The organism is Pseudomonas sp. TE4620, from assembly GCF_056279045.1.
In genome coordinates, this window is sequence record NZ_JBWBQO010000001.1 from 932,256 (window position 1) to 955,580 (window position 23,325).

The window sequence follows — 23,325 nt, forward strand, 5'->3', positions numbered from 1 at the left end:
AACAGACCCCTTTCTCGGAAGGGGTCTTGTATTTCGGGGGTATCGATCATGTTGCAGCGATGGCTGCTGGCGCTGTTTGCCGTGCTGTTGATGAGCCAGGTCTGGGCCGATGCCGCGCCCTGGTATCGCTGGGAAAGCCAGGTCACCGGGCGCCTGGTTTGCGCGCAGTTTTCCCCGGGCGAGGGCTGGAAGCGTTTTGCCGGTCCTTTCAATAACGCGGCCTGCCGCGAGTACTAAGCTTGCCGCTAGCGGCAAACCGGCGCCGTAATTTCGACGGCGCTTTCTCCATGCGAGTCTTCGCGCAGCGCTGAAACCCTTGTTCTATTGGGCTTTTGGGTCTTTTGCAAAAGTTGGTTTGAAACTTGCTACAGGCACTGCAGAGCAGCGGCGGACGGCAAGTGTTCGCCAGCGCAGCGGAGGATGACTGTGGACAAGATGCTATACGTGGCCATGACCGGCGCCAGCCAGAATGCGCTGGCGCAAAAGGCCCATGCCAACAACCTGGCGAACATTTCCACCAGCGGTTTTCAGCGCGACCTGGAGCAGGCGCGTTCGATGCCGGTGTTTGGTGACAGCTTTCCGGCGCGGGCCTACGCCATGACCGAGCGCCCGGCCACCGATTTCAGCCCGGGCTCGATGCAAGAGACCGGCCGTGACCTGGATATCGCCATCGGCGGCGACGGCTTCATCGCCGTGCAGGCCCCGGATGGCAGTGAAGCCTATGTGCGCACCGCCAGCCTCAACATTGACGGCCTGGGTGTGCTGCGCGCCGGCAACGGCATGCCGGTGATGGGCAATGGCGGGCCGATTGCCGTGCCGCCAGAGCAGAAGGTCGAGATCGGCCAGGACGGCACCATCAGCATCCGCGCCATGGGCGAGGGTCCGCGGGTCATGGCCGAGGTCGACCGCATCAAGCTGGTCAATCCGGACCTCAAGACCATGACCAAGGGCCTGGACGGCATGATCCACACCAAGAGCGGCCAGCCCGCGCCTGCCGACGCCAACGTCCAGGTGGTTTCCGGTTTCCTGGAGTCAAGCAACGTCAATGCGGTCGAGGAAATGACCTCGGTGCTGGCGCTGTCCCGTCAATTCGAACTGCACATCAAGATGATGACCACGGCCAAGGAAGGCGACGAAGCCATGGCTCGGGTTTTGCAGATCGGCTAATTACACAGACGTAGCGCCGTAAAACAGGCGCGCGAGGAGAACAGCATGCTTCCGGCTCTTTGGGTCAGTAAAACCGGTTTGTCCGCCCAGGACACCAACCTGACGACCATTTCCAACAACCTGGCCAACGTCTCGACCACCGGCTTCAAACGTGATCGCGCCGAGTTTCAGGACCTGCTCTACCAGATCAAGCGTCAGCCAGGCGCCCAGTCGACCCAGGACAGCGAGCTGCCGTCGGGTCTGCAAGTGGGTACCGGTGTGCGCATTGTCGGCACCCAGAAAAACTTCAGCACCGGCAGCCTGCAGACCACCGAGAACCCGCTGGACATGGCGGTCAACGGTCGTGGCTTCTTCCAGATCCTGCAGCCGGACGGCACGGTTTCGTACACCCGCGATGGTACCTTCCACCTGAACTCCGACGGCCAGATCGTCACCGCCAACGGCTTTGCCCTGGAGCCTGCGATTGTCGTGCCGCCAGAGGCGCAGACCTTCACCGTTGGCCAGGATGGCACCGTGTCGATCACCACTGCTGGCAACCCGGCGGCGCAGATCATCGGCAACATCCAGACCGCCGACTTCATCAACCCGGCCGGCCTGCAGGCCATGGGCGGCAACCTGTTCCTGGAAACCGCCGCCAGCGGCGCGCCGCAGATCGGTACCCCGGGCCTCAACGGTTTTGGCGTGATGCAGCAGCAAACCCTGGAAAACTCCAACGTCAGCACCGTTGAAGAGCTGGTCAACATGATCACCACCCAGCGGGCCTACGAAATGAACTCCAAGGTCATTTCCACCGCCGACCAGATGCTCTCGTACGTTACCCAGAACCTGTAAGTGAAGTCTTCGAGGTCGCTTGAACGGCGCCTGTTACACCGTGAGGTCAGAGTCATGAGTCGTTTGTTATCCGTGCTTGCCCTGAGTGGGATCGCCTTGCTGGCCGGCTGCGTCGCGCCGACGCCCAAGCCCAACGATCCTTACTACGCGCCGGTATTGCCGCGCACGCCATTGCCGGCGGCGGCCAACAACGGCTCGATCTACCAGGCCGGTTTCGACCAGAACCTGTACAGCGACCGCAAGGCTTTCAGGGTGGGTGACATCATCACCATTACCCTCAACGAGCGCACCCAGGCGAGCAAGAACGCCAACTCGCAGATTGCCAAGAACAGCAAGGCCGATATCGGCCTGACCTCGTTGTTTGGCGGTGGCTTGACCACCAATAATCCATTTGGTGATGGCGATCTGAGCCTCAGTGCCGGCTACAGCGGCGACCGTGCAACCAAGGGCGACAGCAAGGCGGCTCAGGGCAATACCCTGACCGGCTCGATCACTGTCACCGTGGCCGACGTGTTGCCCAACGGCATCATTGCCGTGCGCGGCGAGAAGTGGCTGACCCTCAACACCGGTGATGAGCTGGTACGTATCGCCGGGATGATCCGTGCCGATGACATCGCCACCGACAACACCGTGCCTTCTACCCGTGTTGCCGATGCGCGCATCACCTATTCGGGTACCGGCTCGTTTGCCGACGCCAGCCAGCCTGGTTGGTTTGACCGGTTCTTCATCAGCCCGCTTTGGCCTTTCTAGGTTCGGATGACCATGTTCAACTTCAAGCAGCTGATTGCCGCTACGATTCTGCTGTCCACTGCGTTCGCCGTGCAGGCCGAGCGTCTGAAGGACATCGCCAGCATTTCCGGCGTGCGCACCAACCAGCTGATCGGCTACGGCCTGGTGGTGGGGCTCAACGGCACGGGTGACCAGACCACCCAGACGCCGTTCACCCTGCAGACCTTCAACAACATGCTCTCGCAGTTCGGCATCAAGGTGCCGCCAGGCTCGGGCAACGTGCAGCTGAAAAACGTTGCCGCGGTGTCGGTGCATGCCGACCTGCCGGCGTTCGCCAAGCCGGGGCAGGTGGTGGATATCACCGTCTCCTCGATCGGCAACTCCAAGAGCCTGCGCGGCGGCAGCCTGCTGATGACTCCGCTCAAGGGTATCGATGGCAACGTCTACGCCATTGCCCAGGGCAACCTGGTGGTCGGCGGTTTCGATGCCGAAGGCCGCGACGGCTCGAAGATTACCGTCAACGTGCCGTCGGCCGGTCGCATCCCCGGTGGTGCTTCGGTCGAGCGCGCCGTGCCCAGTGGTTTCAACCAGGGCAACAGCCTGACCCTGAACCTTAATCGCCCGGACTTCACCACCGCCAAGCGCATCGTCGACAAGGTCAACGAGCTGCTCGGCCCGGGTGTGGCCCAGGCCCTGGACGGTGGTTCGGTACGGGTTACCGCGCCGCTCGATCCAAGCCAGCGGGTCGACTACCTGTCGATTCTCGAGAACCTTGAGATCGATCCGGGCCAGGCTGTGGCCAAGGTCATCATCAATTCGCGTACCGGTACCATCGTCATTGGCCAGAACGTCAAGGTGTCGCCGGCGGCGGTCACCCACGGCAGCCTGACCGTGACCATTACCGAAGACCCGATCGTCAGCCAGCCGGGGCCGTTCTCCAATGGCGAGACTGCCGTGGTGCCGCGCTCACGGGTCAATGCCGAGCAGGAAGCCAAGCCGATGTTCAAGTTCGGCCCCGGTACCACCCTGGATGAAATCGTCCGTGCGGTGAACCAGGTGGGCGCTGCGCCCGGTGACCTGATGGCGATCCTCGAAGCCCTGAAACAGGCCGGCGCCCTGCAAGCCGACCTGATCGTGATCTGAGGGGGCTGGCCATGGATATGCCTAAAAGTGCTTTCAATGCCGGTGACAGTGGTGCCTACACCGACCTCAATCGCCTGAACTCGCTGAAGGTTGGTGATCGCGACAGCGATGCCAACCTGCGCAAGGTGGCCCAGGAATTCGAGTCGCTGTTTCTCAACGAGATGCTCAAGTCGATGCGCTCGGCCAGCGATGTGCTGGCCAAGGACAACCCGCTCAACACCGAGACCACCAAGCAGTACCAGCAGATGTACGACCAGCAGCTGGCGGTGAGCATGTCCCGCGAGGGCGGCGGTATCGGCCTGCAGGAAGTGCTGATGCGCCAGCTGTCCAAGCAGAAGGCCAGCGCTGCGAGCAACAACAGCCCGTTCCCGCGCGTGGATATCCAGCAGCGGCCGTTGTGGGCAAGCAAGGTTGCCGAGCCTGCGCGCAGCGAAGAAACCGCCGTCACCCGCAACGACATGGCGGCGCTCAACTCGCGGCGCCTGGCGCTGCCGGGCAAACTCACCGATCGCCTGCTGGCCGGCATCGTGCCGTCCGCCGGTGCCGTCGCTGCCACCACCAACACCGCAGCCTTGCCGCAACGCACCACGGCCATGACCGATGCCGTGGTCAAGGGTGACTGGCAGTCGGCACAGAGCTTTGCCGCGCCGGGTTCGATGCGCATTTATGGCCGCGCCGTGGCCCAGCCGCCGCTGGCGCCGGCCAAGCGCGCATTCGGCTCGTCGGATGAATTCGTTGCCACCATGCTGCCAATGGCCGAGCAGGCTGCCAAGCGCATCGGTATCGATCCGCGCTACCTGGTGGCCCAGGCGGCGCTGGAAACCGGTTGGGGCAAATCGGTCATGCGCCAGGCCGATGGCAGCAGCAGTCACAACCTGTTTGGCATCAAGGCTACCGGCAACTGGCAGGGCGGCCAGGCGCGGGCGATCACCAGCGAGTTTCGTGACGGTCAGTTCGTCAAGGAGACCGCGGCGTTCCGTTCCTACGACTCCTACCAGGACAGCTTCCATGACCTGGTCAGCCTGCTACAGAACAACGCGCGCTATAAAGAAGCGGTCAAGGCTGCCGATAAACCGGAACAGTTTGTACGCGAGCTGCAGAAAGCCGGATACGCAACCGACCCGGATTACGCGAGCAAGATTTCGCAGATCGCCAAACAGATGAAATCGTACGAAAGCTACGCAGCGATTGGCACTACAACGAAACTATAAGGTTTGAACCATGGCGAGTTTGATCAACATCGGGATGTCGGGGCTCAACGCCAACCAGGCGGGCCTGCACACCACGGGTAACAACATTGCCAATGCCGATGTTGCCGGTTATTCGCGCCAGCAGAATGTGCAGCGGTCCAACGGCGCGCAGCAGGTTGGCGGTGTGTTCATCGGCACCGGCACGACCCTCTCCGATGTGCGTCGGGTGTACAACGCCTACCTTGAAAACCAGTTGCGTACCACCACCTCGCTGAGCAGCGATGCCGCCTCGTACCTGAAGCAGGTCGGGCCGATCGACCAGATGCTGTCGGGCGCCGACACGGGTATCACGGGTGCCTTGAAGAGCTTCTTCAGTGCCTTGCAGAGCGCTGCTGCCAAGCCCAATGAAGATGCCTCGCGTCAGCTGCTGCTGACCAGCGCGCAATCGCTGAGCAAGCGCTTCAACACCATCGCCAGCCAGCTCAACGAGCAGAACAGCAACATCAATGGCAACCTCGCTTCGATGGCCGACCAGGTCAACAAGCTGACGGCAACCATTGCCCAGTACAACGATCAGATCTCCAAGGTGGCGGTGGTGCAGGGCACCCCCAACGACCTGCTCGATCAACGCAACGAGGCGGTACGTCAGCTCTCCGAGCTGGTCGGTACCCAGGTGGTCGAGCGCGAAGGCAACCTCGATATCTATCTGGAAAACGGCCAGCCGCTGGTGTTGGGTAAAACCACCAACAACCTCGAGACCGCGCCGAGCAAGACCGACCCGACCCGATTTGTCGTGCAGCTCAACCGTGGCAGCACCACCATGGACGTTACCTCGAGCCTTCGCGGTGGCGAGATCGGCGGCCTGCTGCGCTATCGCAGCGAAGTGCTCGACCCGTCGCTGAACGAGCTGGGGCGCGTGGCCCTGGTCATGGCCGACCGGATCAACAGCCAGCTGGCCCAGGGTATCGACAAGAACGGCGAGTTCGGCGCGGCCCTGTTCAACAACATCAACAGCCCCGAACTGATCAGCCAGCGCAGCATTGCCCAGGCGGGCAACAGCGCAGGCTCCGGCAACCTCGATGTGACCATCAAGGACACCGGCAAGCTGAGCACCAGCGACTATCAGGTGACCTTCACCAGCGCCACGGGTTACAGCGTCAAGAAGCTGCCGGAGGGCAGCGTGGTCGGTTCCTATGATCTCAATGACGATCCGGCACCGGTCATCGACGGTTTCAGCCTCAACCTCAATGGCGGCGCGCTGCAGGCCGGTGACACCTTCAAGATCACCCCGACACGCAATGCCGCGACCAACCTGGACACCGTCCTTACCGACCCCAAGCGCCTGGCGCTGGCATCGCCGCTGACGTCTACCAGTGGTGCCGGCAACCAGGGCACCGGGATCATCGGACAGCCCAACCTGACCTCGACCCTGGACATCTACGACCCGGCCCAGCGCCTGGATCTGCAGAATGGCCTGAAGTACTCGACCCCGGTCAAGCTGGTGTTCGGTGACGAAAAGGCCAACCCGCAGACCTACAAGCTGCTCGATGCCAAGGGCGGTACCCTGGGTAGCGGCACCATTATTCCCGGTCAGGAAAACAAACTGCAGTTCTCGGTGCCGATGGTCGATTCCACCGGCGCGCCGATCAAGGATGCCAGCGGCAACCAGAAGTCCTTCACCTTCGAGATGAGCGTCTCGGGTGCACCCAAGCAGGGTGATAACTACACCATCGGCATGACCGGCTCGGGTTCGGACAACAACCGCAACGGCCAGGCGCTGATCGACCTGCAGACCAAAGGTACGGTTGAAGTCGGCGCCAACGGCAAGGGCATCAGCCTCACCGACGCCTATGGCAAGCTGGTGGAAAACGTCGGTGGCAAGACCGCCCAGGCGCAGATGGACGTCGACTCTACCGGCGCCCTGCATGAGTCGGCCCGGGGCGCACGCGATTCGCTGTCGGGCGTACAGCTCGACGAAGAAGCCGGCAACCTGATCAAGTACCAGCAGTACTACACGGCCTCGTCGCAAATCATCAAAGCGGCGCAGGAAATTTTCTCCACGCTGATCAACGCCCTTTAAGGAGTGGTAGACCGTGCGTATTTCTACTTCCCAGTTTTACGAAACCAGCTCCGCGAACTATCAGCGCAACTTTTCCAACGTGGTCAAGACCGGCCAGCAGGCCAGCGACAACATTCGTGTGCGTACCGCTGCCGATGATCCGGTAGGGGCTGCGCGCCTGCTGCAACTGCAACAGCAGAGCAACCTGATCGACCAGTACGATGGCAACATCACCAACGTGCGCAACAGCCTGGGCACCTCCGAGTCGACCCTCAACGGCATTACCAACATCCTGGCGCGGGTCAAGGAACTGGCCATCAGCGCCGGCAGCGGTGGCTACACCGACGCCGACCGCAAGGCCGATGCCCAGGAACTGACCCAGCTCGAAGAGCAGCTCTACAGCCTGATGAACAGCCGTGACGAGAACGGCAAATACCTGTTCTCCGGCTCCCGTGGCGACACCCCGCCCTACGTGCGTAATGCCGATGGTACCTACACCTACCAGGGCGACCAGAGCACCCTGAGCCTGCAGGTCGGTGACATGCTCACCATGGCTACCAACGAGAGTGGCTACAGTGTGTTCGAACAGGCGCTGAACACCAGCCGCAGCCAGACCAAGCTGACCTCGCCGGCCGTGGATGACGGCCGTGTCAGTCTGTCCAATGGCCAGGTCTCCGGCAGCACCCAGTACAACGATCGTTTCCGTGGTGGCGAGCCGTACACCATCACCTTCACCAGCAGCACGCAGTTCAAGATCACTGACGCAGCCAACAACGACGTGACCCTGGAAGCCACCGGTGAAGGCGCCTTCGACCCGAAAAAGCCGGCCAACATCACCTTCCGTGGTGTCGAGATGCGCCTGGACATCAACCTGACGGATGCCGACAAGGCCAACCCGGACGCGGTCATCGCCGGTCACAGCTTCTCGCTAAGCTCCAAACCCGACGAAGTCAGTGGCTCGCGCAGCGCCGGCAATACCTCGTCATCGCAGATCACCGGAGCCAAGATTACCGACCAGACGGCGTACCACAATGCCTTTCCTGGCGGTGGCGCGATCATCAAGTTCACCAGTGCCTCGGCCTATGAAGTGTATGCCCAGCCAATGGGGCCGGATGCGCGCCCGGTGGCCACTGGCAACCTGACCGGTACCCCGGCGACCAAGGCCAATATTGCCGGTGTCGACTTCGACTTCTCGGCAGTGCCGGCTAGCGGCGACCAGTTCTCGGTCAAGGTCGATACCCATCAGACCCAGAATATCCTCGACACCATCTCGGAGTTTCGCAAGGCGCTTGAATTGCCGGTCGACAACAACCTGGCGGCGCGGCAGAAATACCAGGGGGCTTTGCAGTCGGCCATCGGTAACCTGGAAAGCGGCGCCAACAAGGTTGCCGAGGCGATCAGCTCAATCGGTGCCCGGGGTGCCGCCCTGGACGTCCAGGCCGATACCAACGAAAGCCTGAAGATGGCCAATACCAAGACCCAGAGTTCGATCCGCGACGCCGATCCGGCCGATGTGCTGATCCGCCTGAACCTGCAGCAGACAATGCTGCAGGCGTCGCAATTGGCGTTCACCAAGATCTCCTCGCTGAGCCTGTTCAACCGGCTCTGATACATCTTTGCGCAACATCACCGGGTGATGCCCCTGCCGGCATCACCCGGAACCCTCTCCAGGCCTACCACTATGATCGAACAACCCCTCGTCAGCATCGCCATTCCTGCCTTCAACCCCGAGTTCTTCAGTCGCGCGCTGCTCAGTGCCATCTCCCAGAGCTACACCAACCTCGAGGTCATCGTTTGCGACGACAGTCAGGGGGACGAGATCAAGGCCATTTTCGATGAGAGGGTTGCGCAGGCAAGCTGCGAACTGCGCTATTCGCGCAACCCCGCGACCCTGGGCTTTGCCGGTAACCTGCTGCAATGCCTGGAGCACTCCCGGGGCGAGTTCGTCAAGTTTCTTTGTGACGACGACTGGTTGATCGAAAACTGCATCGAGCAACAGGCGCGGATCATGGCCGATTGCCCCGAGGTCAACATGGTGGTCAACCACCGGCTGATCTGCGCGGCGGACGAGACGCTGTTGCCGCCGCGGCCGGCCAACTGCGTGATTGCCCCTTGCAGCGCGATCCTCAACGGCGGTGACATGCTCGATGCGGTCACCAGCAAGGTTCCCAACCTGTTTGGCGGCATCAGTCACATGCTCATGCGCCGGGCTGCGGTAGAGCAGTACCTGCCGCAGTTGGTGCAGCAGGGCGCAGGGTTCGTTGCGCGCCTGGACATGGCGCTGTACATGTGCCTGTTGCGCCGTGGGCACCTGGCCTACCTGTCTAACATGCTCAGTATCGAGCGGGTCCATGCCGGACGTCTGAGCCATCAGGCCGGCATCACCCTTGCACACAAGACCGAGAGCGAATGGTTGCAGCAGATGCTCGCCGCCAACACCGGCGAAGCGCCGCCGGCCACCGGCTGGATTCGCTACGTGGCGCTTGAGGATTTTCGCCCAGGCGAGACGCTGGAGTGGGACGAATATGAACTGACCCGGTTGTACGCCGGGCAGATGGGCCACTATCAGCAGCAAGTCGGTACCCACAGCCTGAGCTTTGCCGAGCTCTATGCCGAGTGGCTTGAGTGCCGCACTTTGTCGCCCGCGCAGATCAGCCTGCTGCCCAAACGGATCGAGCAATGGCCACGACAACCGCGCATCGTTGCTGTGGTGTTCGATCCACAGGGCGAGGCGATGCCGTTGAAGTCGACACTCGACAGCCTGGCCGCCCAGTCTTATGCGCCGCATCAGGTCTGGGTGCTTGGCACTCAAGAGCCGCCTGCGAGTGATGCGGGTGTCGAGTACAGCGCTTTGCGTGGCAATGGTTTTGAACAGCTCAATGCGCGGATCGCCAGGGCCGAATCGGCAGACTGGGTGTTGCTGCTACGCGCCGGTGATCGCCTGCATCCTCATGCCCTGGTGATCATGGCCGAGCGCCTGGCCTTGCACACGGACCGGTTGTGCCTGTACACCGATGAGGGCAGTGACGATAACCTGCAGGTTGGCCAGCCGATCTTCAAACCCGACTTCAACCTCGATCTGATGCGCAGCTTCCCCTACGTCGGACGAATGCTGGCCTTCGAGCGGACCCGGCTGTTGGAGCTGGGCGGCTTCACGGCTGATTATGACGTCCTGGCGCCGCAAGATCTGCTCTGGCGGATGGTTGAAAGCCATGGTTTGCAGGTGGTCGAGCACGTCGCCGAACTGCTGGTGCAAAGTCAGTACAGCTATTCCAGCTGGCAGTCCGAGCCGGCCTGCCTGGCCCAGGCACCACGCGTATTGCAGGCGCACCTGCAGCGCCTGGGTATCGAGGCCGAGCTGGTATCGGCCGAAAACAGCATGTTGACCCGAGTGCTGTACCAGCACGCTGATACGCCCGCGGTGTCGATCATCATCGTGGCCGGGCAAGACCTGCAGGCGCTTCGGCGTTGTGTCGAATCGATTTTCGAACACACCGCCTACCGCAACTATGAAGTACTGATCGCCACCAAGGGTGACGAGCCTCAGGATCTGCAGTCCTGGCTTGCTGCGATGCGGCAACTGGGCAGCGATCAGTTGCACATTGTCCAGTCCGAGGACAGCGCCGGGCAGCAACTGATCAACCAGGCCGCCGAGCAGGCGCGAGGCAGCTATCTGTTGCTGGTCGACCCTGGCTGCCTGATGTTCGATGGCCAGTGGCTGAGCGAATTGATGCGCCAGGGCCAGCGTCCGGAAGTCGGCATTGTCGGTCCGAAGATGTGTAGCAGCGCCGGCATGGTGGTCAATGCCGGGCTGCTGCTGGGTGTGCATGGCCTGGCGGGAAGCCCGTTCTACGGTCAGCCGGTCGATGCCGGTGGTTACATGAACCGCTTGCTTGCGGTACAGAACCTCAGCGCTGTCAGCGCCCATTGCCTGCTGGTGCGGCGCGACCTGTTCGATGCGCTGGGTGGTCTGGATGTCCAGGCATTCAGCGTTGAGTTGCTCGACGCCGATTTCTGCCTGCGTGCGCGTGAGCAGGGTTACCTGGTGGTCTGGACACCGTTTTCGATGGTGGCGCGCCTGCCAGTCGAGCAGGTTGTCGACACCAAGGCGATAGAACGGGACCAACGCGCCTTCTACCAGCGCTGGCTGCCCCTGGTGGCCAACGATCCGGCCTACAACCGCAACCTTAGCCTGAAGCTGTCCAGCTACAATCTGGAACCGGGTTTGCGTAGTGGTTGGGACCCGTTCATCAGCCGGCCATTGCCCTATGTGCTGGCGTTGCCGGTCAACACCACGGCGGTTGGGCATTACCGGGTGGTGCAGCCATTTACCGAGCTGGAGCGGGCCGGCTGGATCCAGGGTCAGCTGGATTACGCCACGCCCAACACTATCGAAATGGAGCGTTGCAAGCCGGACTCGATCATCCTGCAGTGCCGTTACATGGCCAGTACCATTCGGGATATCGAGCGGGTCAAAACCTTTTCCAGTGCGCGGCGAATCTACGAGATCGACGACTACATCATCGACGTGCCGAAAAAGAATGCGCACAGCCGCAACATGCCGCAGAACATGCGCGAACTGGTGAGCCGCGGCATTTCCCTGTGCGACCGTGTGGTGGTGTCGACCCAGCCGCTGGCTGATGCGCTGTCGAGCATGCACCATGATATCCGGGTGGTGCCGAACATGCTGGCGATGCACATGTGGAGCGACCTCAAGAGTCATCGACAAACCACCCTCAAGCCGCGTGTCGGCTGGGCTGGGGGCACCAGCCATCAAGGTGACCTGGAGCTGCTGGCCGAGGTGGTCCGGGAGCTTGCCGACGAGGTCGACTGGGTGTTCTTTGGTATGTGCCCGGAGGTGCTCAGGCCCTACGTCAAGGAGTACCACACCGGCATTGCCATGTCGCTCTATCCGCAGAAGCTGGCGAGCCTGAACCTGGATCTGGCGCTGGCACCGCTGGAAACCAACCTGTTTAACGACTGCAAGAGCAATCTGCGCTTGCTCGAGTATGGCGCCTGCGGCTTCCCCGTGGTGTGTTCCGATACCAAGGCTTATCAGGGCTACCTGCCTTGTACGCGGGTGGCCGGCAACTCGACGCAGGCCTGGCTGGAAGCGATCCGCATGCATCTGGACGATCCCCAGGCCAGTTATCGCCTGGGCGATGCCCTGCGCGAAGTGGTGCTGCGCGACTTCATGCTGACACCCGACAAGCTTCAGCACTGGGCTAACGCCTGGTTGGCCGATTAACGACAGTGGCCGGCCTTGATGCTGGCCATGACAGATAACATGAGAACTAGGTGCACTATGGGCGAACAAGCAATCGGTTGTGCAGCGCTGCTGGATGACGTCACCGTCGTCTTGCTGGGTCAGGACGAGCCTGGCTATTCAGGGCGCGCCGCTCACTATTACCAGGCGCGCTTTGCACACCTGCAGACACTCGCAGCGCCGGCGTCGCAAACGTCGGTCGGTGACTGGTCCGAGCAGGTGCTGCAGACCCTGAAGCAGGTCGATACCGCGTTTGCGGTGCTGACCCTGGAGTGTGATTTCCTCCTGACCGATGGCATCGCTGCAGCGGTGGAAGCCTTGCAAGGCGACGCCGATTACGTAATGGCTCAAGGTTACTCGCTGGGTTACCAGCCTGGTAATGGCGACGTGGACTACTACAAGATCGGCTCTGCGCCCAAGGCTCAGTTGCATGCCAGCAACGCCCTGGGGCGTATTGCCGTGCATGCCGAGTACGGTTTGCAGGCGTGGCGGGCAGTGATCAGGACCGAGGTGTTGAAAACCGCGGTGCGCAGCGTGCCGGCGAACCTGTCGTTCGATAGCTGGTGTGTGGCGGTTTCCTATGGGCTGCTGGCCCAGGGCGCATCGCGGCTGCTGGCGCACACCAGTGCGATGGTCGAATACCGTCCCTGGAGTCTTTCCGAGCAGGCTCGCGAAGAGTTTCTGAGCCAGGCTGTGCGCCAGCTCCAGCACTGGGATGGCGAGCAGGCAGCGGTATTTGCCAGTGCCAGGGGCTTCGAAGTCCTCAATGCCTTCGTGCGCAATACCCACTCGCGCTGTGAGGCGCCATTGCTGTTCACTTCGCGCTGGGACAGCCTGTCGTCCGAACCACAAGTGACGTTCGAGCCAACCCAGTTTGTCGATATGCCGTACTACAACGGCAGCGTGTTCGGTCAGTTGCGCTCGAGCGAGTTCATGGTCCATGCCTGGCCCGCCGGACAGCTTCACAGCCGGGCGCTGGAAGGTACCTGGGTACGGCAGCAAGCATTGCTTGCCGAGCATCCCAACGATACCGCCGAGAGCCTCATGGCCCGCTACTGGCAGGCCTTTGCACTGGGTGTGTTCAACCCGCAGGTTTGCCAGCGCCTGCTGGCAGGCCTGGGCGAGCAGGACCAGGGGCTGCGCCGCGACCTTGGCACCTGGCTGGAGCAGCTCCAATTGCTGCCGGCTACCGCTGTGCAGACGCAGCTGGCGAGCACGCCTTCGGGCAAGGTGCTGGCGGCAATCGCTGCGGCCACCCCGGACAGCGCCGCCCGCGAGCGCATTTTTGCCCACCTGGGGAAAAACCCGGCGCCGCAGACAGCCTTTGTGGTGATCGATCTTGCGGACGATAACGCAGGTTTGCAGGATACCTTCGACAGCCTGGTCGCCAGCGGTTTGCGCAACTTCAAGATTGTCGTGCTCAAGGCCGGCGAACTGCCGGCCATCACCACGGCCCGGGATGCCCTGCACTTTATCAAGGTTACGCCGGCCAACATGGTTGCGCACCTGAACCAGGTGGTACGCCAGCTTTCCAGCGAATGGCTGCTGATGTTGCAGGCGGGCGATGTACTGGCTACCGGCGGCTTGTTGCGTTTGCAGGTCGAGCTGCCTGGCGCCCAGGCGTGCCATGCGATCTGTGCCAACGAAGTTCAGCGCGACAGCGACGGGCGCCTGCTCAGCGTCGTACGTCCTGGTTGCGACCTGGACCTGCTGCGCAGTCGTCCTGACCTGATGGCCCGGCATTGGCTGGTGCGTCGCCAGGCCGTTGTCGACCTGGGCGGTTACAGTGAAGACTGTGCGCAAGCGCTGGAATTCGATCTGCTCCTGCGTCTGGTCGAAGCCAGCGGTATCAGCGGCATGGCCCACCTGGACGAGTACCTGGTGATCGGCCAGCAAGCGCCGGAGTCGATGGCTGGTCAAGCCCTGACCACCCTCAAGCGTCATTTGAACGTGCTGGGTTACCGTGGCCAGGTCAACGAAAGTACCGACGGTACCTTCCAGGTTGACTTCCGTCATCCGCAGACCCCGCAAGTGAGCATTGTGCTGGTTGCCGATTCCGATCTCGAGCAGCTCAAAGTAAGCCTGGCAAGCGTGGTCCAGCGTACTCGCTATGCCCGTTACGAGGTGATCGTCACCTGCGAGGCGGCCAATGCCGAGGCGGTAGCCGCAGGCCTTGCCACGGTGCAGGGGCTGGGATCGCGGGTGCGCTTGTTTGCCTGTGAGTCGTCGGTGCGGGTACAGATGGTCAACCAGGCTGCGGCCCAGGCCCAGGGGCAGTACCTGGTGCTGATGTCGAGCCGCAGCGAGGTGGTGTCGCCGGCCTGGATCGAATCCCTGCTCAACCAGGCTCAGCGCCCTGAGGTGGGTGTTGTCGGTTGCCAGATGTTCGATCGCGATGGCGTCATCAGTCATGCAGGTTACGAGCTGCTCGGCAGTGGCCTGGTACGCAATGCCCGGCAGGGTGCTTCGCGTGTGCGAGTGACATTGCCCGGGCTGGAAGCGGTAAGAGGTTGCCAGGCGGTGTCGGCCGACTGCCTGATGGTGGGCAAGGCGTTGTTCGAGCAGTGTGCCGGGCTGGATGAACAGCTTGCGGGTGGTACCGATGTCGACCTGTGCCTGAAGGCTGCACAAGCCGGTTTGCTGGCGATCTGCGTACCCCAGGCGCAAGTGCTTAACGTCGCAGTGCCATTGCCTGCGCGGGAACAGTGCCAAGCGCTGGTCCAGCGCTGGCCGGCAGCCTTCAGCACCCGTGTTGTAGTCGATGTCGAGCATGGCGTTGACGTTTCGCGTGTAGTAGTGGCCGGTGGCAACGGCGTGCTGGAGTGGTTGCCTTAACAGGTCTCTGGCGCGAAATATGCAAAGCCGGGCGCAATGCCCGGCTTTTTCATGCCTGCGATTCGCTAAGCCCCCGTGTCTACAGCCTTGTGCTCCTGCACTGGCAGGGGGGCGATGGCAGATTATTGACAGTTCGCCTCGCAGGCCACCGCCGTTGCCTGGGCAACCTGTCCTTGGCTGTCGGGTTTCCAACCAATTCTGGAGTTTGAAGATGTCGAATACCCTGGGCGTTGATGGGTATAGGCTTGAGCAGGCGATGGCTCGCTTGCTGCTGATCTATACCAAGCCGGCGCATCCCTACTATATTGCGGCGCCGGATTACCGGGAGACGTCTTCAGGAGTCTGCACGCTTCATTACCTGTGCCACGCGTTGAACCTGAGCGGCCGCGAGGCCTATATTTGCGGCGGCAAGGTGGTCAACCCCGAGCTGAAAACGCCACTGCTCGACCAGGCGACCGCCGATCGCCATATCGCCAGCGGCAAGGTGCCCATTACGGTCTATCCGGAAGTCACCAGCGGCAACCCGCTCAGCGGCAAAGTAGTCGCACGCTACCTGTTGAACGTCGAGGGCTTCCTGACGGGCAGGGCGATGGAGGAAGAGCCGGACGATCTGCTGTTCTATTACGATGCGCGGATCGCCGCCAAGAAGGGGGTCAGTGTCGCCGACCTGTTGTGCTTCCCGATTATCGATATCTCGCTGTTCAATGCACCTGATCCTAGCGTGCCTCGCCAGGGGCATTACCTGTATCAGAACCGGCATCCTCTGGATCAGGTGGACTATGCCTCGCTGCCGGCAGGCATTCGCCTGCTCAGTGTTGCCAACCCGCTGTCGCTGGTTGAACTGGCCAAGGTCCTGCGCAGTGCCGAAGTGCTGTACAGCTATGAATGGTCGATGACCTGTGCCATTGCTGTGCTATGCGGTTGCCCGGTGATCTTCATGGCCGGGCACAGCGTCGATCAGGTGTTTCTCGACGGTATCTTCTTCGGCAGGCAAGGTTTTGCCTTGTCGGATGAAACCGATGCGCTGGAGGTTGCCCGTGCCGGGGTGCAGGGGGCCTTGCAGCGTTACGTCGCGGTCACCGAGCCGTTCTGGCAGCAGCTGGATGTCTTCATTGAAAAAACCCAGGCGGCAGCGCAACAGCAGGCACTGGCGGACAAGCAAGGCATGCTGGCCTGGCTCGAGCAGCGCTGCCCCGAAGAACCGCAACGCGCGGCATTGATGCAGCGCCTGGCCAGCGGCCGCGCGCCGATGCTGGGCGTGCTGGTGCTGGGTAGTGACGACGCTGATCAGGCGTTGATGCGTACCCTTGAGAGCCTTGCTCCCGATCAGTGCCTTTATCGCCACCTGCAGGTGGTGACCCTCGGGGCTGCGTCGCCAGCGTCAGACGTGCCGGGTTTATCGGTGCACCACCGGCCGTGCCAGGCAGCGCAGCGTAGCGAGGTCATCAACAGGGTCGTGGCCGACAGCGGCTGCGACTGGTTCATGGTGGTCGAGGCGGGGGTCGAGTTCACCCCTGGCGGTTTGTTGCTGGTGGCCCTGGAGCTTGTCAATGCAGCCGATGCCTGTGTTGCCGCCTACGCTGACGAAGCCATGCGCATGGGCAACGGCTCGTTGGGTATTTCGCTTCGGCCAGACCTGAACCTTGATCTGCTTTTAAGCCTGCCGGCCAGTGTCTCGCCGCACTGGCTGTTGCGAAGTAGCGAGTTCCTGGCGCAAGGCGGCTTCGATACCGGCTGTGGCCAGGCGTTCGAGCTGGAGTACCAGCTGCGCTTGGTCGAGCAGCGCGGCTTGAGTGGTATCGAGCATATCAGTGAGCCGCTGTTGGTCAGCGAAGCGTTGCGCTTCGCTGACTGTGCCAGCGAGCGGGAGGTGGTAGGGCGTCATCTCAAGGCCCGGGGCTATGCTCAGGCGCACGTCGATTCGCACCTGCCTGGCCACTATCGACTGGACTATGGGCATGCCGATCAGCCCATGGTGAGCATTGTGATTTTGCTCGATGGTGCCCTCGAACAGTTCCAGCGCTGCATTGAGGCGCTGTTGCAGCACACCGACTACCCCTGCTACGAGGTCCTGTTGCTCGATCCGGGAAGTGACGAACCGCAAGTGCGCCAATGGTTGCAGGGGATCGAGCAAATCGGTGGCGATCAGTTGCGGGTGCTGTCTTTTGCCCAGGGCCAGTGCCCGGCACTGTTGCGCAATGACGCAGGGCGACTGGCACGCGGTGAGTACCTGCTGTGGCTGGATGCGACAGCGGCGCCGATTGCCAAGGGCTGGTTGCAGCAGTTGCTCAATCACGCCCAGCGTCCGGAGGTCGCAGCCGTGGGCGCCAAGCTGCTGTCGATGAACGGCAGGATTCACCACGCTGGGCTGGTTCTGGGCTTGCGCGGGCCGGTGGGACGGGTATTTGCCGGCTACGCTCACAGCGACTCCGGCTACATGCAGCGGCTCACGGTCGATCAGAATTACTCGGCGCTCAGCGGTGAATGCCTGATGGTACGCCGCGACCTGTTTGTCGAGGCCGGCGGGTTTGACGAGGCGCCTGCACTGGCGCGCTGGATGGACGTCGATCTGTGCTTGCGCCTGCGCCAGGCCGGTTACCTCAACGTCTGGACGCCTCATGCACAACTGTTGATCGACAGGCCGGCAATGGCCGATGCCAGTGTGGAAGAAGAGGACGCCCTGTATGCGCGCTGGTTGCCGGTGCTGGCCCATGATCCGGCTTACAACCGCCATCTGTCGCTGGCCCATGCCGGTGGCTTCAAGGTCGCCAGCCTGCAGTCGACCTGGCAGCCGCCACAGGGGCAGCGAGAGATGCCGGTGCTGGTGGTCCATCCGCTTGATCAGGGTGAACTGGGCTATTCGCGGGTAGTGCGTCCATTCAATGGCTTGAAGGCTGCCGGTTACATCGATGGCCGGGTGTCGCCGGGGTTGACGCCCCTGGTCGAGCTGGAGCGCCTGGCAGCGGATGTAGTGGTGTTCCAGGGTGGGCTGGATGCACCGCGCCTTGAAGTCATGCGGCGGATTCAGGCGTTCTCGCGTGCCTTTACGGTTCTGGAGCTGAGCGACTACCTGCCGGATCTGCCGGTGGGCAGTGCCCGCCGTGAGGGCCTGGGCGAGGATGTGTTCCACAGCCTGCAGCAAGCCCTGGGGTGCGTCGACCGCCTGGTGGTGCCGACGGCGGCGCTGGCACAGGCGTTTGCCGGCCTGCATGGCGATATCCGGGTGGTCGAGACGCGCTTGTCGATCGACGCCTGGCGCCATATAAGGGGGCAGCGCCGAACGGCTGGCCGGCCTCGCCTGGGGTGGGTCGGCAGCAGCGAGCAGGCAAGTGACCTGGAGGTTATCGCGCCCGTTATCAAGGCCTTGGCTGCGGATGTCGAGTGGGTTTTCTTCGGCTTCTGCCCCAATAGCCTGCGGCCCTATGTACACGAGTACCACGAGGGTGTCGAAGTTCAGCAGTACCCACAAAAGCTGGCAGGCTTGAACCTGGACCTCGCTCTGGTGCCGCTGCAGCAGACCCTGTTCAATGTTTGCAGAGGTAACCAGCGTCAACTGGAGTTCGGCGCATGCGCCGTGCCGGTGATCTGTAGCGACATCGGCCAGGAGCAGGACGACTTGCCCGTGTCCCGTGTGCACAACAGCTACGAGCACTGGATCGAGGCTATTGGCCTGCACCTGGCCAATCTTGATGCTGCCCAGCGCCGCGGTGATGAGCTCAGGGATGCCGTTCATCGGTGCTGGATGCTCGACGAGGATCATCTGCAGCGTTGGCGCAGCGCCTGGTTGCCCGCCTGATCCCCAGCTGACCCCGCGTCCACCGCGTTGCCCGAGTCGATCGGCAGCCCGGTGGATGGCGTGCTCGTCCCGTGTCGCCAGCCTCCCGGGGTGCCTTTCGCAGCGTCGACACCCGCCAAACTAGCAATCTTTGATAGTCACAAAGTGCCAATGGCTGACATTTGTGATGGGTAATCTTTGTGCAACAGTGACTTGGCAGTCGAAACGGGCATCTTTAATCTATTGAGTCGTCGGGCGGTACTGGCGGGCGGGGTGCGCGCAGGCTCGCAAGCCCTTGGTTACCAGGTTCCAGTGCCCGTGAAAATCCGCATATCTATCGGGAAGCCACAATGATTGGCATCAAAAGCATTGCGAGTTACGTACCTGTCGAGGGTGTGGACAACTACGCCCAGGGTGCGAAATTCGCCAAGGACCAGGAATTCATTCTCGGCAAGATCGGTTCGACCTTCCTGCCGCGCAAAGACGCAGGCCAGGAAACCTCCGACCTGTGTGTGGAGGCGGTAAAGGCCCTGTTCGCTGCCAATCCGAGCCTGGTGCCTGAGTCCATCGACGCCCTGATTGTCGTTACCCAGAACGGCGACGAAGAAGGTTTGCCGCACACTGCAGCCATCGTCCAGGACAAACTGGGCCTGCCGACCCACGTGGCGGCCTTCGATATTTCCCTGGGCTGCTCGGGCTATGTCTACGGCTTGTATGCCATGAAAGGCTTCATGGAGGCGGCGGGGCTGAAAAACGGTCTGCTGATCACCGCTGACCCTTACTCGAAGATCGTCGACCCTGAAGACCGCAACACCACCATGCTGTTTGGTGATGCCGCGACTGTTACCTGGATGGGCGAGGGCGCCCAGTGGCAGCTGGGCAAGGCCAAGTTCGGTACTGACGGCGGCGGCGCTGCGCACCTGAAGGTCAGTGACGGGGTGTTCTTCATGAACGGTCGCCAGGTGTTCAACTTTGCCTTGCTCAAGGTGCCGGCGCACCTGCATGAGCTGTTGGGCGAAAGCCAGTTGGCACCGGCTGACATCGACCTGTTCTGTATCCACCAGGGCAGTGCGGCGATTGTCGACGCCGTCGCCCGGCGCTTCGAAGATGACCCGGACAAATTCGTCAAGGACATGGTCGAGACGGGTAACACCGTGTCGTCGAGCATTCCCTTGCTGCTTGAGAAGCACGTGCTCGGTTCGCGCCACCAGCGCGTTGCCTTGAGCGGTTTCGGTGTAGGTCTTTCGTGGGGCTCGGCGATTATCGAGCGCAACGACTGATTTCTGCACCAGCCTGAAAATAGAGCGCTGCCGGTTGCCCGGTGGCGCTTTTTTTTATCTCCAGCATTTATGGGTAAGTGTTTTTTTGGCGTCAAACCCTTGATTTCATTGGGGTGGCAGGGTGCCATTAAAAAATTTGCAAAAACCCCTAAAGCAACCGCGCCAGACGACGATAACTATTACGAAGGTTCTCTAGGCCACACCCGGCGGATGCCAGGGCCGGAAGCCGCAGTATCCCAAACACGAGGAATTCGTCATGGCATTAACCGTTAACACCAACACTACCTCCCTGGGCGTTCAGAAGAACCTGAACCGCGCTTCCGACGCTCTGAGCACCTCGATGAGCCGTCTGTCCTCCGGCCTGAAAATCAACAGCGCCAAAGACGACGCCGCCGGCCTGCAGATCTCTACCCGTATGACCTCGCAGATCCGCGGTCAGACCATGGCAATCAAAAACGCCAACGACGGTATCTCGATCGCCCAGACCGCTGAAGGCGCGATGCAAGAGCAGGTCAACATCCTGCAGCGTATGCGTGAACTGGCTCTGCAATCGCGAAACGACTCGAACGATTCGACTAACCGTACCTCGCTGGACAACGAGTTCAAGCAGATGTCTGCGGAACTGACTCGTATCGCCCAGTCCACCCAGCTGAACGGCAAAAACCTGCTGGACGGTTCGGCTAGCACCATGACCTTCCAGGTTGGTTCCAACACTGGCGGCGAAAACCAGATCAGCATCGACCTGAGCGCCAAGTTCCTGGCCAGCGACCTGGGTATCACCAGCGCCATCACCATCGCCGGTAGCGACAGCACCACTGCCCAGACCAACTTCTCGGCTGCCATGGGCGCGATCGACTCCGCTCTGGCGAAGATCGGTACCGCTCGTGCTGACCTGGGTGCGGTGCAGAACCGTATGACCAGCACCATCAACAACCTGCAAAACATCAACGAGAACGCTGAAGCTGCTCGTGGTCGCGTACAAGATACCGACTTCGCCGCTGAAACTGCTCAGATGACCAAGCAGCAAACTCTGCAACAAGCTTCGACTTCGGTTCTGGCCCAGGCCAACCAACTGCCGTCGGCGGTACTGAAGCTGCTGGGCTAATCACCTAGTGGTTATCGGCGGGGGAGTGCATTCAAGGCGCTCCTCCGCCTTTTGCATTGAGAGGTGGTGACATGGATATGAGCGTCAAGCTGAACCTGTCGTACCCGACGGTGAAGCCGGTCGAGCCGACCACCGAACGCCCTGCGGCCAAGCCTGTAGCGGCAGTTGAAGCCATCACGCCAGTCAAGGAAGCTACCGACAAGGGGCTGTCCGAAGCTGAGAAGGTCAAGAATGCGGTCAAGGATATCGAGAAATTCCTTGCTTCATCGCGACGTAACCTTGAATTTTCCACGGATGAAGAATCCGGCCGAATTATAGTTAAAGTCATCGCCAGCGAGACCGGAGAGCTGATCCGCCAACTTCCTTCGGAAGAGGCGTTGAAGATCGCTCACAGTCTGAGCGATGTAAACAGCCTGCTGTTCAACGCCAAGGCCTGATGCTGGCGGCTGAGCGGCAAGTTCGCTAGTCTGGCAAGGCTAGGGCGGCGCGCAACCATGAGGGAGTAGCAATGGCGAGTACAATTTTACCGAGTGTCGGTCTGGGTTCCGGGGTAGACATCAACAAGATCGTTGATGTGCTTGTCAAGGCGGACACCGGTCCCAAGGCGAACCAGATCAAACGCCAGACCGCCAACAACACGGCCATGCTTTCCGGGGTAGCGTCGCTCAAGAGTGCGCTTTCTGTTTACCAGGAGGCGATGAAAAAGCTCAACGATCCGAAGGCGCCAGCCTTCAGTGCCTACACCGCGACCTCCAGCAGTGACACCACGGTCAAGGCCACGTCGAACAACAAGGCGGTGCCCGGTACCTACACCGTTCTGGTCGACAAGCTGGCGACCGCGTCCAAGGTGGCCAGCCAGAACTTTACCGGCGGGGCCAGCACTTCGATCCCTGAAGGCGACCTGACCATTACCCAGGATGGCGTGGTCCACACTGTGAAGGTGGGGGCAGGTGCGACCTTGCAATCGGTTCGCGACTCGATCAACTCGTCGCTGGCCGAGCAGGGCATCACTGCCAACATCGTCAATGGCAAGGACGGCTCGCGCCTGGTCTTCAGCTCGACCAAGACCGGTGAGGGTACCGATATTTCAGTCGACGGTATCGCCGAGCTGAAGATCAACGGTACTACCAAAATGAACGGTGATGGTGCCGGCTACATCGACGGCCTCGCCCAGGACGCCGAGCTGAGCATCGACGGCCTGAAGGTTACCAGCAAGTCCAATACCGTCGACGGCGCAATCAGTGGCATGAGCCTGGAGCTGCTGCAGATTACTGCCACGGACAAGCCTATCAAGGTAACGGTCGGTGAAAACACTGCCGGCCTGAAGGCCTCGGTGCAGAACTTTGTCGATGCCTACAACACCCTGGTCAAGGCGGCCAACAGCCTGACGGCGGTGTCCAAGGACGCTGATGGCAAGACTGTGCTCGGGCCGCTGACCAACGATCCGACCACGCGCTCGATGCTGTCGGACTTGCGCAAGCAACTGGCGACCGAGTCGGGCAGTGGTCGTCTGACCACCCTCAGCCAGCTGGGCATTAACACGGCAAAGGACGGTACCCTGGAGTTCAACTCCACCAAGTACGATGCCGCGATGAAGGACAAGAAGCTCGGCCCGGACGTGCAGGAGCTGTTCACCGGCACTGAAGGCGTGTTCGCGCACATGACCAAGGCGGTCGAGCCGTACCTGCAGACAGGTGGCATCCTCGACACCCGCAAGGCTGGCCTGGACAAGCTGCAAAAGGACCTCGACAACCAGCAGCTGGCCCTGGACCGGCGCATCACTTCGCTGACCGAATCCCTGACCAAGCGCTACGTGGCCATGGATACCCTGGTGGGCAAGCTCGAAGCCCAGCGCAAGAACATCGCCTCGATGTTCGCCTCGATCGAGGCGCAGCAGAAAAACTCCTGATTCGGCGTTGTGCCAGAAGCCCGGCAGTACCCCTAG

At 61.5% G+C, this 23,325-nt stretch carries 15 protein-coding genes; all 15 read left to right on the forward strand.

From position 1 onward, the window contains the following. Positions 1-48 precede the first annotated feature (48 nt). On the forward strand, positions 49-237 hold the full coding sequence (locus tag ACZ9A3_RS04485; protein WP_195883366.1) for a hypothetical protein: 189 nt from the start codon (positions 49-51) through the stop codon (positions 235-237). Positions 238-426: 189 nt separating this feature from the next. Continuing rightward, a complete protein-coding gene (locus tag ACZ9A3_RS04490; protein ID WP_045200237.1) occupies positions 427-1,167 on the forward strand; it encodes a flagellar basal body rod protein FlgF in 741 nt (246 codons plus the stop codon). A gap of 45 nt (positions 1,168-1,212) precedes the next feature. Further along, positions 1,213-1,998 (forward strand): flagellar basal-body rod protein FlgG, encoded by a 786-nt coding sequence (gene flgG / locus ACZ9A3_RS04495; RefSeq protein ID WP_045200246.1) that lies wholly within the window; start codon positions 1,213-1,215, stop codon positions 1,996-1,998. 54 nt (positions 1,999-2,052) lie between these two features. Beyond that, on the forward strand, positions 2,053-2,748 hold the full coding sequence (gene flgH / locus ACZ9A3_RS04500; RefSeq protein ID WP_045200248.1) for a flagellar basal body L-ring protein FlgH: 696 nt from the start codon (positions 2,053-2,055) through the stop codon (positions 2,746-2,748). Between the two features lie 12 nt (positions 2,749-2,760). Next, a complete protein-coding gene (locus ACZ9A3_RS04505) occupies positions 2,761-3,870 on the forward strand; it encodes a flagellar basal body P-ring protein FlgI (RefSeq protein WP_010224970.1) in 1,110 nt (369 codons plus the stop codon). Positions 3,871-3,881: 11 nt separating this feature from the next. Further along, complete coding sequence (gene flgJ / locus ACZ9A3_RS04510; protein WP_476252179.1) at positions 3,882-5,081, forward strand: flagellar assembly peptidoglycan hydrolase FlgJ; 1,200 nt, start codon at positions 3,882-3,884, stop codon at positions 5,079-5,081. A 10-nt stretch (positions 5,082-5,091) separates the two neighbouring features. Further along, positions 5,092-7,140: a flagellar hook-associated protein FlgK gene (flgK, locus tag ACZ9A3_RS04515; RefSeq protein WP_045200252.1), complete on the forward strand. Its 2,049-nt coding sequence runs from the start codon at positions 5,092-5,094 to the stop codon at positions 7,138-7,140. 13 nt (positions 7,141-7,153) lie between these two features. Next, entirely contained in the window at positions 7,154-8,728 is a 1,575-nt protein-coding gene (locus ACZ9A3_RS04520) for a flagellar hook-associated protein 3 (RefSeq protein WP_093385639.1), read from the forward strand. Between the two features lie 72 nt (positions 8,729-8,800). Next, the gene (locus ACZ9A3_RS04525; protein ID WP_213602065.1) at positions 8,801-12,367 is read left to right on the forward strand and encodes a glycosyltransferase; all 3,567 of its coding nucleotides are present in this window, start codon (positions 8,801-8,803) and stop codon (positions 12,365-12,367) included. A gap of 57 nt (positions 12,368-12,424) precedes the next feature. Continuing rightward, a complete protein-coding gene (locus ACZ9A3_RS04530) occupies positions 12,425-15,220 on the forward strand; it encodes a glycosyltransferase (protein WP_476252180.1) in 2,796 nt (931 codons plus the stop codon). A 211-nt stretch (positions 15,221-15,431) separates the two neighbouring features. Next, positions 15,432-19,016: a glycosyltransferase gene (locus ACZ9A3_RS04535; RefSeq protein WP_476252181.1), complete on the forward strand. Its 3,585-nt coding sequence runs from the start codon at positions 15,432-15,434 to the stop codon at positions 19,014-19,016. A gap of 329 nt (positions 19,017-19,345) precedes the next feature. Continuing rightward, positions 19,346-20,275 carry a ketoacyl-ACP synthase III gene (locus tag ACZ9A3_RS04540; protein WP_093385623.1) on the forward strand — a complete coding sequence of 310 codons (930 nt, stop codon included), beginning with the start codon at positions 19,346-19,348 and terminating at the stop codon, positions 20,273-20,275. A 256-nt stretch (positions 20,276-20,531) separates the two neighbouring features. After that, the gene (locus ACZ9A3_RS04545) at positions 20,532-21,380 is read left to right on the forward strand and encodes a flagellin domain-containing protein (protein WP_045200267.1); all 849 of its coding nucleotides are present in this window, start codon (positions 20,532-20,534) and stop codon (positions 21,378-21,380) included. Between the two features lie 71 nt (positions 21,381-21,451). After that, positions 21,452-21,817, forward strand: a complete 366-nt coding sequence (locus tag ACZ9A3_RS04550; protein WP_093385619.1) for a flagellar protein FlaG — start codon at positions 21,452-21,454, stop codon at positions 21,815-21,817. 71 nt (positions 21,818-21,888) lie between these two features. Further along, positions 21,889-23,289 (forward strand): flagellar filament capping protein FliD, encoded by a 1,401-nt coding sequence (gene fliD, locus ACZ9A3_RS04555; RefSeq protein WP_476252182.1) that lies wholly within the window; start codon positions 21,889-21,891, stop codon positions 23,287-23,289. Positions 23,290-23,325 lie beyond the last annotated feature (36 nt).